Below are 14347 nucleotides of genomic sequence, written 5' to 3'. Positions count from 1 at the left end.
CCTATTATTTTCTTACCGCAATCGCTTCGATTTCTAAGCCAACATCTTTTGGTAAGCGAGCAACTTCTACGCAAGAACGAGCAGGGAAATTCGGGTGATTATTTTCTTTAAAGAATTTCTCATACTCTGCATTTACTGCTGCAAAATCATTAAGATCTTTCACAAACACAGTGGTTTTTACAATATCACCCACTTTCAAACCAGCCTGCTCAATAATCGCTTTAACGTTTTCTAACGATTGACGCGCCTGAGCTACAATATCTTTTGGTACTTCACCTGTTGCTGGATTAACTGGGATTTGACCAGATGTCAAAACTAAATTACCAAGATCTACAGCTTGAACATAAGGACCAATTGCTGCTGGGGCTTTTTCTGTATGAATGATTTTAGTCATGATATTCTCCTTTAATATTGACGTATAAATACGCTTGCTATCCTAACATATAAGTGACTTTATCGCTTATACGAGTATTCTTAATCAATCTCTTTTAATACATCATCAGACAATTCTTTCTGTGAGCTTTCTTTTACTTTGCCATCATTGACTTTAAATTCTAAATTCTGATAATAAGCTTCGCGGAAAGTAACATAAGGATCTTGTGCTTGATTTAGCAACTCGGTTTGGTCCAATGTTTTTGAGCGCTTATCTACGGCTTGCACACCATATTTCACCAGTGACCACGGACCGCCCACCCAATTCCAGAACGGATAAGTATAAGCAGCATCGACCACTGCACCAGTTAATTGACGAGGTGTCGTCGCATTATAAATTGGCAATACAATATAAGTGCCCGCATCTACACCATAGGTGCCCAATGTTTCCCCAAAGCTACGTTGATCATAAACCTGCAGATCTTTACTTGCACTGGCAAAATCAAATAAACCACCAATACCAAAGGTGGAGTTAATCCAGAAACGGTTAAAGTGAACAAAGGCTTTTTTCGGCTCACCTTCTAATAAACGGTTTACAAAGCTCACTGGCTCATCCAAGTTGTTTGCCACATTGGATAAACCTTTTGTGACCGGTGTCGGCACGTAATCACGCCAGCCTTTTGCTGCTGGTTCCAACACATAGCGATCCATGACTTTATAGTTAAAATCAAACATTGTACGGTTAAAACCTTCTAATTTATCATTGCGTTCACCATCAGCTTTAGTTGCACAACCTGTTAAAACAGCCGTTGCCATTAAGCCTACCGCAAGTAAAGGTGCTTTTTTCATTCCACTTTCCTATTACAAAAAATTGTCTTTATTCTAACCAAGTTGGAAGATAACTACAAAAGAATTTATTTCAGCCTTTGGATTGCTCTTTCTATTAGCCATTATTGAAATCGTATTTTTAGTTTTCAAAAAATCACTTTTTTCTCTGCATAAACAAAAAAAGTGCGGTTATTTCTAACCGCACTTTCTTATCTATTAAATTAAAGTTTTGCTGAAAGCATTGCTTCTAATTTCTCTTGGTCAACTGCAAATTTACGAATCCCCTCTGCTAATTTTTCGACAGCCATCGCATCACTGTTATGTTGCCAGTAGAATTCAGCTTCAGTTAATGGTTGAGGTTTCGCTTTTACTTCACCTTTGTAGTCTAGTTTACGTACAAGTGCGGTTGAATTTTCTTGTAATTCTTTGAGTAAAGCGGGAGCGATAGTTAAACGATCACAACCTGCTAATTCAATAATTTCACCGACATTACGGAAACTTGCACCCATTACCACTGTTTTATAACCGTATTCTTTGTAGTAGTTATAAATTTTAGTTACAGAAATAACACCAGGGTCTTCTGCCGGAGCATATTCTTTTTTATCGGTATTTGCTTTGTACCAGTCTAAGATACGACCTACGAATGGCGAAATTAAATAAACACCCGCTTCAGCACATGCACGAGCTTGCGCTTCGGAGAATAATAAGGTTAAGTTACAGTTAATCCCTTCTTTTTCAAGAATTTCTGCTGCACGAATACCTTGCCATGTTGAAGCAATTTTGATCAAAATACGATCATTTGAAATACCTGCAGCATTATAAAGTGCGATAAGTTTACGTGCTTTTTCAACAGTTGCTTGGGTATCGTAAGAAAGTCGCGCATCCACTTCAGTTGAAATACGTCCAGGGACAATTTTTAAAATTTCTAAACCGATGTTTACCGCTAATTTATCTTCAGCATCAATTAATTGTTGAGCTTTATCCGCACTTTGTGCTTTGGCATAAGCAATCGCTTCATCAATTAATGGTGCATATTGTGGTAATGCTGAAGCACTTAAAATTAAAGATGGGTTTGTTGTTGCATCTTGCGGTTGGTATTTTTTAATGGCATCAATATCGCCAGTATCAGCCACAACGACGGTCATACTACGAAGTGAATCTAACTGAGTTGTCATTATATTCTCCTTGAATGGATTTGTTTGAATTCAACTGTCTTACGATAGCATAATTAGCTTTAAAAGGGTAATTCGTCCAGGAAAATATTTACGATAGGAAAAACCAATACATTCTAGATTTACCTTCTCATACCATCACTTTTAGCAATTTTTTCGCGATTTATTAGATACAAATCACAAAACGTTATTTTTCTTTAAATAATCACCTTACAAATCTTTACAAACATGAATTTTTGAGCTAATAAGAGAAGGACTCTTTATAAAAATATCGCCTAATGACAAGGAGGCTCAAATGCAACACAAACTACTTTTCTCTGCAATTGCTCTTGCTCTTTCCTATTCTGCTCAAGCGGTTATAGTACCTGAGGGAACGCAATTAGATGAAAAACAGCATATCGTCATCAATAACGGGGCAGAACCACAAAGTTTTGACCCACAAAAAACCGAAGGTGTGCCAGAATCTGCCGTTGCTTATCAATTACTTGAAGGCTTAGTCACCTCAGACTCTGAAGGTAAACTTCAACCAGGTGTGGCTGAAAGCTGGGAAAATACACCTGACTTCAAAACTTGGACATTCCATTTGCGTAAAGATGCTAAATGGTCAAACGGTGATCCCGTTACCGCGCACGATTTTGTGTTTGCTTGGCGTCGTTTAGTGGATCCTGCAACTGCTGCGCCTTATGCAAGTTACCTAAGTTATTTACAAGTTGAAAATGCGCAAGACATCATTGACGGTAAGAAAAAACCAGCTGAATTAGGGGTTGAAGCAAAAGATGATTATACCTTTGTAGTTCATGCGACCAATCCTGTTCCTTATGCGGTTAGTTTAACGACTCACCAATCCTTATTGCCATTACCGCAAAAAGTAGTCGAAAAATTAGGTGATGCATGGGTGAAAAAAGAAAACTATGTAGGTAACGGTGCCTATAAACTGGCAAACCACATTATTAACGAAAAAATCGAATTTGAACGCAACCCTCTCTACTGGAACGATAAAGAGACTGTCATTAACAGTGCAACATTCCTTGCGATTGAAAACCCAAGTACCGATGTAGCGCGTTATCGTGCAGGTGATTTAGACATGACCAATTATGGTTTACCGCCAGAACAATTCGCTAAATTACAAAAAGAATTGCCAGGCGAAGTATACATTACTCGTACCCTAGCAACTTATTCTTATGAGTTAAACAATAAGAAAGCACCTTTTGATAACGTGAATATTCGCAAAGCCTTGAACTTATCCCTTGATCGTAATGTGATCACCGATAAAGTATTGGGCCAAGGTCAAACACCAACCTATGTGTTTACCCCAACTTACATCGAAGAAGGTCATCTCATTCAACAACCTGCTTATTCAAAAGAACCGATGGCACAACGTAATGAAGAAGCCATTAAACTCTTAGAAGAAGCCGGTTACAGCAAAGCGAATCCGTTGAAATTCACCATTCTTTACAATACTAATGAAAACCACAAAAAAGTGGCCATTGCTGCAGCATCTATGTGGAAAGCGAACACCAAAGGTTTGATTGATGTGAAATTAGAAAACCAAGAGTGGAAAACTTACATTGATAGCCGTCGTGCGGGTCGTTACGACGCGGCACGTGCAGGATGGAATGCGGATTACAACCAAGCCACAACATTCGGCAACTATTTCTTATCTAATTCGAGTAACAATACCGCAAAATATGCGAACCCTGAATACGATAAAGCCATTGCTGAATCTTATGTTGCAACGGATGCGGAAGGACGTGCAAAAGCCTACGCGAAAGCCGAAGAAATTCTTGCAAAAGATTTCGGTATCGTGCCAATCTTTAACTATGTGAATCCACGCTTAGTGAAACCTTACGTAAAAGGTTATTCAGGCAAAGATCCACAAGATCACATTTACTTACGCAACCTTTATATTATTAAACATTAATTCGTTGTTCGTATTTAAGTGCGGTTAAAAATTATCGTGTTTTTTGACCGCACTTTTCACCCATTTTGGTTGGAGTTGTTATGCTCAAGTTTATTTTTAAACGGCTGTTGGAAGCCTTGCCAACGCTGTTTATTTTGATTACTTTTTCTTTCTTTTTGATGCGTCTCGCCCCTGGCAGCCCGTTCACTTCTGAACGCGCTTATCCACCAGAAGTCATGGCTAATATCGAAGCGAAGTATCATTTAAATGAACCATTACATAAACAATATTTCCTTTATTTGGAAAACCTTTCCAAAGGTGATTTTGGCCCCTCTTTCAAATATAAAGATCAATCGGTCAATGATTTAATCGCATCAGCCTTCCCTGTTTCCTTAAAATTAGGGATGGTCGCTTTCGCCTTTGCTGTGGTATTAGGTGTCACAACGGGTACGCTTGCCGCACTCAATCAAAATAGCCGTTGGGATTATATTTTGATGAGTTTCTCAATGCTTGGCGTAATTATGCCAAGTTTCGTCTTCGCACCAGTCTTAGTACTGATTTTTGCCATTTATTTGGGGTGGTTACCCGCTGGCGGTTGGAATGGCGGTTCAGCAATGTACATTATTTTACCCGTAGCATCCTTAACTATCGCTTATGTTGCAGGGATTGCGCGTATCATGCGTGGCTCGATGATTGAAGTGCTGCACTCCAACTTTATTCGTACCGCCAAAGCTAAAGGACTTTCTACTTCGAGAATCATTTTAAAACATGCTTTGCGCCCTGCTCTTTTACCCGTGATAACCTATTTAGGCCCCGCTTTCGTAGGGATTATTACCGGCTCAATGGTTATCGAAAGCGTATTTGGTTTACCTGGCATGGGGTTATTATTTGTAAACGGCGCATTGAACCGCGATTATTCATTAGTTTTGAGCCTCACTATCTTAGTTGGCACATTAACCATTTTATTTAATGCGATTGTGGATATTTTATACGCCATCATCGATCCAAAAATTCGTTATTAAGGATAAGTTATGACAGATTATCGTACTCAGCCGATTAATCAGAAAAATGCGGATTTTGTGGAACACGTGGCTGACCGTATTGAAGAAATGCAACTAGAAGGCCGCAGTCTATGGCAAGATGCGAAACGCCGTTTTTTCCGCAACAAAGCGGCCGTTGCCAGTCTGATTATTCTAGCGTTTATTATTGTATTTATTACCGTAGCGCCTTGGTTCTTCCCCTTTACCTATGAAGATACCGATTGGAATATGATGAGCGCCGCACCAACAATGGAAGGCTATCACTTCTTCGGTACCGATGCCTCGGGTCGCGACTTGTTGGTACGCACTGCTATCGGTGGACGTATTTCCTTATTGGTCGGTATTGCTGGTGCTTTCATTTCCGTGACTATCGGTACAATTTATGGAGCGATTTCCGGCTATGTAGGCGGTAAAACGGATATGTTGATGATGCGCTTTTTAGAGATTCTCAGCTCATTTCCATTTATGTTTTTCGTGATTTTGTTGGTGACGCTTTTTGGCCAAAACATTTTCTTAATTTTTATCGCTATCGGTGCCATTGCTTGGCTTGGCCTTGCACGTATCGTGCGTGGACAAACGCTCAGCCTAAAAAATAAAGAATTCGTCGAAGCCGCCATCGTTTGTGGCGTACCTCGTCGCCAAATCATTTTGAAACACATCATTCCAAATGTATTAGGCTTAGTAGCAGTTTACGCCTCGCTTGAAGTACCTGGACTCATTCTATTTGAATCATTCTTAAGCTTCTTAGGATTAGGAACTCAAGAACCGATGAGTAGCTGGGGTGCACTCTTAAGTGATGGTGCTGCGCAAATGGAAGTCTCGCCTTGGTTATTAATTTTCCCGGCATTTTTCCTTTGCCTTACCCTATTTTGTTTTAACTTTATCGGTGACGGGTTGCGTGATGCACTCGATCCGAAAGATAGATAGGAGCGAATAATGAATCCTTTATTAGATGTAAAAAATCTCTACGTTCGCTTCAAAACACCAGATGGCGTCGTCACAGCAGTGAATGACTTAAACTTTACGCTTAATGCTGGGAGTACGCTAGGTATTGTAGGCGAAAGTGGTTCAGGCAAGTCACAAACGGCCTTTGCTTTAATGGGTTTATTGGCAGCCAACGGTGAAGTGGAAGGCTCTGCCATGTTTGAAGGTAAAGAATTAGTTAATTTACCGAATGCTGAGTTGAATAAAATCCGCGCCGAGCAAATTTCCATGATTTTCCAAGATCCGATGACATCACTCAACCCTTACATGAAAATCGGTGAACAGCTCATGGAAGTCCTGCAGTTGCACAAGGGCTATAATAAACAAACCGCCTTTGCCGAATCTGTGAAAATGCTGGATGCGGTCAAAATGCCGGAAGCTAAAAAACGCATGGGCATGTATCCACACGAGTTTTCAGGTGGTATGCGTCAACGGGTGATGATTGCGATGGCCTTGTTATGTCGTCCTAAATTACTTATTGCCGATGAACCCACCACCGCTTTAGATGTGACCGTTCAAGCGCAAATCATGACTTTATTAAATGAGTTAAAACGTGAGTTTAATACCGCGATTATTATGATCACTCACGATTTAGGTGTGGTAGCGGGTATCTGCGATCAAGTCATGGTGATGTATGCAGGGCGAACCATGGAATACGGCACAGCGGAACAAATTTTCTATCATCCGACTCATCCTTATTCCATTGGCTTAATGGATGCGATTCCTCGCTTAGACAGCAATGAAGAACACTTGGTCACCATTCCTGGCAATCCACCGAATTTATTGCATTTGCCAAAAGGTTGTCCATTCTCACCTCGTTGCCAATTTGCTACCGAACAATGCCAAACTGCGCCAAAACTGACTACATTTAATCACGGTCAATTACGTAATTGTTGGTTACCAGCGGAGAAATTTAACTTATGACAGTCTCAAACAACAAAGAATTACTCCTTGAAGTCAATCACTTAGGCGTCAGTTTTAAAATTAAAAATGAGAAATCCCTTTTCTTCGCCAAACCGCAAACCTTAAAAGCAGTGAAGGATGTGTCTTTTAAACTTTACTCAGGTGAAACTCTCGGTGTAGTGGGTGAATCCGGTTGCGGTAAATCCACACTTGCACGCGCTATTATCGGTTTAGTCGAAGCGAGTGAAGGGGAAATCTTGTGGCTTAGTAAAAATTTACGAAAACAATCAGCGAAACAATGGAAAGAAACACGCAAAGATATCCAAATGATTTTCCAAGACCCTCTCGCCTCTCTCAATCCGAGAATGAACATTGGCGAAATCATTGCCGAGCCATTAAAGATCTACCAACCTCACTTAAGTGCCGCTGAAGTGAAAGAAAAAGTGCAAGCGATGATGTTAAAAGTCGGGCTTTTACCCAACTTGATTAACCGCTATCCGCATGAGTTTTCTGGTGGCCAATGTCAGCGTATCGGTATCGCTCGCGCGTTAATCATTGAGCCGAAAATGATCATTTGTGATGAGCCTGTTTCTGCTCTGGATGTGTCTATTCAAGCTCAAGTGGTGAATTTATTGAAATCCCTGCAAAAAGAAATGGGGCTTTCCTTAATTTTCATCGCTCATGATTTGGCGGTGGTAAAACACATTTCTGACCGCGTGTTAGTGATGTATTTAGGCAATGCCATGGAATTAGGCAGTGATGAGGAGGTATATAACAATACCAAACATCCTTATACCAAAGCCTTAATGTCTGCAGTTCCGATTCCCGATCCAAAATTGGAACGCAATAAGTCCATCGAATTACTTGAAGGTGAGCTGCCTTCGCCAATTAATCCACCGTCTGGTTGTGTGTTCCGAACTCGCTGCCTGAAAGCTGATGAAAATTGTGCGAAACAAAAACCACCTTTAACCAGCCAAAACAACAGCCATTTTGTGGCTTGTTTGAAAGTCTTATAAAACAAAAAGTGCGGTCAAAATTCACCGCACTTTTTACTTTTACAATCCTAACGTTTCTTCGATTACTTTAGCCAAATCATCTAACATCGCATAACGCTTGCGATACATGGAGCGCTTTTTACTCGGCACATCATCAAGGTTTCTATCTATTTCTAAAGGCAATTCCCAATAACCTTTCAACTGTCCACCTGATTCAGCAAAAATCGCATCATAATCTACAACATAATGAGAACTTTGAATAAAACGCGATTTATTTTGATATTTTTGAGGAATACCTAACAATTGATTAAAGCCTAATGCTTTCGTCAATGCTTTCATCGTTTCCACCATCAAATAAGCCGGGCGTAAACCATGACACGTTTTTGTGAGTTGCTTCACCATCTCTTTGGAACCATCAAAATTGGGCCCCTGCACAACAGAAATAAGCAATGCCTCGCCAAGTTTAGCAAAAGTAAGCAAATACACTAATTCATTACGTGGTTTATGCCATAACTCCAGAACCCAATAACCTTCCATCGGTTGGTGCGTGCTCATCAACAATGTCATCTCAAAATCAGGAATCACTTCACCAAAACTTAATGGCGTTTTATAAATAGGTGCTGAAAGTGCGGTCAATTTTTTAGGTAAAAAAAGTAGATTGTCGCAAATAGCTTGGAAACGCTGTTTGCCATTAAAACGTTTATCTAAAAAACGATAAACTAATGGATAGCTGTAATCTGCATGTTCATTTAATAATTTCACAAGAAAAGGATGCTGATTAATAAATTGCTCAAATTGAGCAATTAATCCACGGTGTAAAAAAGCACGAAGACGATAGCGTAGGCGCTTAAGCACATAAGAACGCCCAGGTCTATCGGGATAAACGGCTTCCGCTTTTGGCCAGCAATATTGATTCTCTCGAGATTTCATAGTTATTAATATAATTAAATAGGCTTTAAATCACACAAAGCGCGCATTCTCTCATAATTTCAGCAATTTTTCTATTTGTGATATGCTAGGATCAATTGATGAAAGGAACCATTATGTCTGAAATTAAACTGAATTATCATAAAACGCATTTTCTTACGAGCGCTCCAAATATTCGTGCCATCCCAGAAGATACTGGAATTGAAATTGCTTTTGCGGGACGCTCAAATGCAGGAAAATCAACCGCACTTAATGCATTAACCAATCAAAAAAGCTTAGCTCGAACCTCTAAAACACCTGGTCGTACACAGCTTATCAACCTTTTTGAAGTAGAGCCGAATTGTAAACTGGTGGACTTACCTGGCTATGGTTATGCTGCTGTTCCTGAGAAAATGAAAATTGAATGGCAAAAATCCCTTGGGGAATATTTGCAAAAACGCGAATGTTTAGGCGGACTTGTTGTTTTAATGGATATTCGCCACCCTTTAAAAGATCTCGACCAACAAATGATTGAATGGGCTGTTTCTGCTGACTTACCAGTTATGTTACTTTTAACTAAAGCGGATAAACTCAGTCAAAGTGCGCGTAGCAAACAGGTCAAAATGGTACGCGAAGCGATTTTACCCTTCCAAGGTGATATTCAGGTTGAGGCCTTTTCTGCACAAAACAAAATTGGCATTGATAAATTGGCTGCCAAATTAGATGGTTGGTTTGCGCCACTTTTTTCGTAATTTTTTATCAAGAAAAAGTCATTTCTGCGATCAAGATCGCAAAAAAAGCACAGAATGTATGCTTTCATTCTGTGCTTTTTTTATAGTGCGAAAATCTGATTATTTTTGACCTCACTTTAAGGAATCTGAATGTCTCTTGCCATTGTTTATAGCCGTGCATCAATGGGGGTACAAGCCCCTCTTGTTACCATTGAGGTACACTTAAGTAACGGAAAGCCTGGATTTACCTTAGTTGGTCTACCCGAAAAAACAGTAAAAGAAGCGCAAGATCGTGTCAGAAGTGCATTAATGAATGCCCAGTTCAAATATCCTGCTAAACGCATCACCGTCAACCTTGCACCAGCCGATTTACCCAAAGAAGGGGGACGATTTGATTTACCCATTGCAATCGGTATTTTAGCCGCATCAGATCAACTTGATGGCAGCCGTTTAAAACAGTTTGAATTCGTTGGTGAACTTGCATTAACAGGTGAATTACGTGGTGTACACGGCGTGATTCCCGCCATTTTAGCAGCGCAAAAAGCAAAACGAAACCCCATTATCGCTTATCAAAATGCTAATGAAGCTTCACTTGTCTCAGAGCAAGAGACTTATTTCGCTAAAAACCTTTTGGAAGTCGTTCAATTCTTAAATAATCAAGAAAAATTACCTTTGGCCTCATTACTTGCACAAGAAAGTGCGGTCGGATTTTCAGCTAAAAATCACTTAGATTTGACCGATATTATTGGTCAGCAACATGCTAAACGAGCACTAACGATAGCGGCAGCTGGTCAGCACAACCTGCTCTTTTTAGGTCCACCTGGGACGGGTAAAACCATGTTGGCAAGTCGTCTCACTGCACTGCTCCCTGAAATGACGGATTTAGAAGCGATTGAAACCGCTTCGGTTACGAGTTTAGTACAAAATGAATTAAATTTTCATAACTGGAAACAACGTCCGTTTCGAGCACCACATCATAGCGCCTCATTACCTGCCTTAGTAGGAGGAGGAACCATTCCAAAACCAGGCGAAATATCGCTCGCACATAACGGCGTACTTTTTCTTGATGAATTGCCTGAGTTTGAGCGTAAAGTACTAGATGCACTTCGCCAGCCATTAGAAAGTGGAGAAATTATTATTTCGCGTGCCAATGCGAAAATCCAATTCCCCGCTCGCTTTCAACTCGTTGCTGCGATGAATCCAAGTCCAACGGGTCATTATACTGGAACACATAACCGAACCTCACCACAACAAGTGATGCGTTATTTAAATCGCCTTTCGGGGCCGTTTTTAGATCGCTTTGATTTATCCATTGAAGTACCTCTTCTGCCACAAGGTAGCTTACAGAATACAGGAGATAGAGGTGAGACAAGCCAACAAGTACGAGAAAAAGTGTTAAAAGTGAGGGAAATTCAACTTGATCGAGCCGGTAAAATCAATGCATATCTTTCAAGCAAAGAAATTGAACGAGACTGTAAATTACAAGATAAAGATGCATTATTCCTTGAGAATGCACTCAATAAGCTTGGACTTTCAGTAAGAGCCTATCATCGGATTTTAAAAGTTTCACGCACAATTGCTGATTTAAATGGCGAAAAAGAAATACAACAATCTCATTTAGCCGAAGCGCTAGGATATCGAGCCATGGATCGATTATTACAGAAATTATCTGCTGCTTAAAAAATAAAAGGGCGAATAATTCGCCCTTTTTTACCTTCTATTCTTAATAATAAGAATGTTCACCACGTTGGTGTTCTGTTACATCTCGTGCGCCTTTTAGTTCATTTGGGAAAAGTGCAACCAATTGTTTCTCTACACCATCTTTTAAGGTGACATCAACCATCGAGCAACCATTACAGCCACCACCAAATTGTAGAACTGCATAACCATCATCAGTAATTTCAATTAATGTGATTTTACCGCCATGGCTGGCTAATTGTGGGTTAATTTGTGTTTGAATCACGTACTCTACGCGCTCAATTAAAGGCGCATCATCTGCAACTTTACGCATTTTTGCGTTAGGTGCTTTTAAAGTGAGTTGAGCGCCAAGCTCTTCGGTTACATAATCAATTTCTGCATCTTCTAAAAACGGTAAGCTGATTTCATCTACAAATGCAGAGAATGTATCGTACTTCATTTCAGTATCAGTCGCTTCAACTGAATTTGGCGGACAATAAGACACGCCACATTCTGCTCCAGGTGTACCCGGATTCACAACAAAAATACGAATATTTGTACCTTCTTCTTGTGTATCTAAAAGTTTCCGAAAATGTGCTTGTGCAGCATCTGAAATAAAAATTTGTTCCATAAATGAAGTCCTAATACTTGATGCAATATATCGGGAATGATACTCCTATACGGCAATTTTTTCTACATTTATTCCTATTTTTATAGATATAGGCAAATCCTATCTTTAACAGAATTTAAGCTCTCGCTAAGCCCCACACTTGTATTTCTTTTACACCTAATTTTCGAAGTTGTTTGGCTATTTCTGCCAGCGTTGAACCAGTTGTAATCACATCATCCACCAACGCTACTCGTTCATAAGGAAAAGGCTTTTTGGTATTCACTGCAAAAGCATTTTTAAGATTGTGTCGTCGATCTTTCGCGGTCAAACCTCGCTGAGTGTGGGTATGTTTAATCCGTTTCACCACATGATGACAGTTAGGCACATGACACCAACGGCTCAACCAGTTCGCTAATAAATCAGCCTGGTTGTAGCCCCGTTGCCATTGTCGAAAATGATATAACGGTACGGGAATAATCGCCTGTGGCAGAGAGAGTCCATGTGTTCGTCTCGCCTCTCGCACCGCAAGATAAAGCAAACGCGATAAACTGCGATCTAACCAAAACTGTTTTTGGAATTTAAAACGATGAATAAGTGAAGAAAGTGGTTCGAGGTAATGCCCAATAATCACAATACGATCCCAAGCGGGTTCATTTCTCAAACAATGTCCACAGCCCATTGCATAATGCTGCAAGGGTGAACCACATCGCCCACAATAAGGGAAAGTTTTAACTTTCTTTTGGCATCGACTACACAATCCATTTCGACCAAGATGAATAGATCGCTTGCAATGCACACAGCTAAATTGAAAAAAATAAGAAAACATGAGATAAATTGACCGCACTTTATTTTTTCACTTTTTCAACTTGCTTAAAATGCTTTTCTTTCTTAGCCATTTCCATTCTTTCGCCTTGTTTCAAAATATGAGGGGTCACAAAAATGACGAGTTCTCGTTTTTGATGACGTTCACTTTCCTTACTGAATAAGCGCTTAATACCTGGAATATCGCCCAATAATGGCACTTTATCGACACCTTTCGTGATCGTATCGTGAAATACGCCGCCCAATACAATCGTTTCCCCATCTTTGGCAAACACTTGCGTATTAATTTCTTGTTTATCAATGGATACGACTTCATTTTGCCCATAAGCCACGCGATTTCCCGGAGAATTTTGACTGACTAATAAATCCAATAAGATATTATTATCCTTCGAAATATGCGGCGTGACTTCCAATCCTAAGACAGCCTCGCGAAACTCTACTGACTGTGTATCATTTTTCCCATTCGTCACCACATAAGGAATTTCTGTCCCTTGTTTGATGCTTGCACTTTTCTTGTTGGTCGTAAGTAAGCGAGGGCTTGCAATAATTTCTACGTTATTTTCACGTTCAAGTGCGGTCAATTCTAAGTCTAATAATCGGCCATTAATTTTAGCGACTTGAAGAGCCAATGAGCCAGCCGGCGTGACCGTTGTCGCAAAATTCACGTTTAAATTATTACTGATATGACTAAAACCATTCGCATCTAGACTGCCACTCACTCGATGGGCAGCCTCAGTCGGATTAAAAATACCCCAACGCACACCTAATTCTTTTAGGCTTTCATCGGTAATCGTCACAATACGTGCTTCAATCACGATTTGCTCAATGGGTTTATCCAGCTCTGCAATCAATTTTTTGATATTTTTGACAGAACGAGCATCATCCTGAATCAGTAACACATTGCTTCGATCATCAAATGTAATTGTGCCGCTAGGTGAAAGCAAAGAACCGCTCCCTGTTGTTAAAGATTTCATCACATCAGAGGCCTTGGCAAAATGCAGTTTAACCGTTGTACTCACAAGTGGCGTTTCACTAGATAAACTTTCTCCGCTAATTGCCATAGGTTCTGTCATTTTCTCTGCATATTGTTCATGTTGAGAAGGCTTACCCAAATAATAAATATCATTTTCTTGATAAAAAGAGAGCCCTTTGATTTTTGCCACAGAACGCAATAAACGATCAAAATCTACGTTATCTAATTGCAATGAAAGCGTTCCTTCTAGCTCATCATCAATCATTAAATTGGCATTTTGCTCAAGAGCAAGTTGCTGGAGTGTCGCCACCATGGGAGCTTGTTTTAAGCGAAGTGAAAATACGCGATTCTCTGCCGCTGAGTAAGTTGTCCATAGGATCAAAAAACACATTAAAAACTGACCGCACTTTGTTTTTATTTTCTGCTTTATCATT

At 40.0% G+C, this 14347-nt stretch carries 14 protein-coding genes; 7 read left to right on the top strand and 7 right to left on the bottom strand.

Annotation, left to right across the window (positions count from 1 at the left end):
- Positions 1-4: 4 nt before the first annotated feature.
- The 3 genes from HMPREF2750_RS05385 to tal form a co-directional block, all read right to left on the bottom strand.
- On the bottom strand, positions 5-394 hold the full coding sequence (locus HMPREF2750_RS05385; protein ID WP_005694694.1) for a RidA family protein: 390 nt from the start codon (positions 392-394) through the stop codon (positions 5-7).
- Between the two features lie 80 nt (positions 395-474).
- Positions 475-1221, bottom strand: coding sequence for an MlaA family lipoprotein (locus HMPREF2750_RS05380; protein ID WP_070582968.1), 747 nt, complete (start codon positions 1219-1221; stop codon positions 475-477).
- Between the two features lie 200 nt (positions 1222-1421).
- Positions 1422-2375 carry a transaldolase gene (gene tal / locus HMPREF2750_RS05375; protein ID WP_005697398.1) on the bottom strand — a complete coding sequence of 318 codons (954 nt, stop codon included), beginning with the start codon at positions 2373-2375 and terminating at the stop codon, positions 1422-1424.
- 292 nt (positions 2376-2667) lie between these two features.
- Between tal and HMPREF2750_RS05370 the strand changes: the two genes are divergently transcribed.
- The 5 genes from HMPREF2750_RS05370 to oppF all read left to right on the top strand — a co-directional run bounded on the left by HMPREF2750_RS05370 (position 2668) and on the right by oppF (position 8215).
- Positions 2668-4293, top strand: coding sequence for an ABC transporter substrate-binding protein (locus HMPREF2750_RS05370; RefSeq protein WP_070582967.1), 1626 nt, complete (start codon positions 2668-2670; stop codon positions 4291-4293).
- Between the two features lie 80 nt (positions 4294-4373).
- Complete coding sequence (oppB, locus tag HMPREF2750_RS05365; protein ID WP_070582966.1) at positions 4374-5294, top strand: oligopeptide ABC transporter permease OppB; 921 nt, start codon at positions 4374-4376, stop codon at positions 5292-5294.
- Positions 5295-5303: 9 nt separating this feature from the next.
- Positions 5304-6239: an oligopeptide ABC transporter permease OppC gene (oppC, locus tag HMPREF2750_RS05360; RefSeq protein ID WP_049373849.1), complete on the top strand. Its 936-nt coding sequence runs from the start codon at positions 5304-5306 to the stop codon at positions 6237-6239.
- A gap of 9 nt (positions 6240-6248) precedes the next feature.
- On the top strand, positions 6249-7220 hold the full coding sequence (locus tag HMPREF2750_RS05355) for an ABC transporter ATP-binding protein (protein ID WP_070582965.1): 972 nt from the start codon (positions 6249-6251) through the stop codon (positions 7218-7220).
- Positions 7217-8215, top strand: a complete 999-nt coding sequence (gene oppF / locus HMPREF2750_RS05350) for a murein tripeptide/oligopeptide ABC transporter ATP binding protein OppF (RefSeq protein WP_070582964.1) — start codon at positions 7217-7219, stop codon at positions 8213-8215. The genes HMPREF2750_RS05355 and oppF overlap by 4 nt, the downstream gene beginning before the upstream one ends.
- A gap of 39 nt (positions 8216-8254) precedes the next feature.
- On the opposite strand, the gene HMPREF2750_RS05345 is transcribed toward oppF, so the two are convergent.
- A complete protein-coding gene (locus HMPREF2750_RS05345) occupies positions 8255-9124 on the bottom strand; it encodes a VirK/YbjX family protein (RefSeq protein ID WP_070582963.1) in 870 nt (289 codons plus the stop codon).
- A 113-nt stretch (positions 9125-9237) separates the two neighbouring features.
- On the opposite strand from HMPREF2750_RS05345, the gene yihA reads away from it, so the two are divergent.
- Both yihA and HMPREF2750_RS05335 read left to right on the top strand, forming a co-directional pair.
- Positions 9238-9852, top strand: a complete 615-nt coding sequence (gene yihA, locus HMPREF2750_RS05340) for a ribosome biogenesis GTP-binding protein YihA/YsxC (RefSeq protein WP_070582975.1) — start codon at positions 9238-9240, stop codon at positions 9850-9852.
- 129 nt (positions 9853-9981) lie between these two features.
- Positions 9982-11511, top strand: coding sequence for a YifB family Mg chelatase-like AAA ATPase (locus HMPREF2750_RS05335; RefSeq protein WP_070582962.1), 1530 nt, complete (start codon positions 9982-9984; stop codon positions 11509-11511).
- A 43-nt stretch (positions 11512-11554) separates the two neighbouring features.
- Here the strand turns inward: HMPREF2750_RS05335 and nfuA are convergent, their stop codons facing one another.
- From nfuA to HMPREF2750_RS05320, 3 genes are all read right to left on the bottom strand, one after another.
- Entirely contained in the window at positions 11555-12139 is a 585-nt protein-coding gene (gene nfuA / locus HMPREF2750_RS05330) for a Fe-S biogenesis protein NfuA (protein WP_014064659.1), read from the bottom strand.
- A 115-nt stretch (positions 12140-12254) separates the two neighbouring features.
- Positions 12255-12944 (bottom strand): ComF family protein, encoded by a 690-nt coding sequence (locus HMPREF2750_RS05325; RefSeq protein ID WP_070582961.1) that lies wholly within the window; start codon positions 12942-12944, stop codon positions 12255-12257.
- A 19-nt stretch (positions 12945-12963) separates the two neighbouring features.
- Entirely contained in the window at positions 12964-14346 is a 1383-nt protein-coding gene (locus tag HMPREF2750_RS05320; RefSeq protein WP_070582960.1) for a type IV pilus secretin PilQ, read from the bottom strand.
- Position 14347: the final 1 nt, after the last annotated feature.

Origin of the sequence: Haemophilus sp. HMSC066D02 (assembly GCF_001810545.1) — a bacterium.
Lineage (GTDB): Bacteria > Pseudomonadota > Gammaproteobacteria > Enterobacterales > Pasteurellaceae > Haemophilus_D.
The sequence above is the reverse complement of the archived record's forward strand: the minus strand, read 5'-3'. Positions and strand labels throughout refer to the sequence as shown.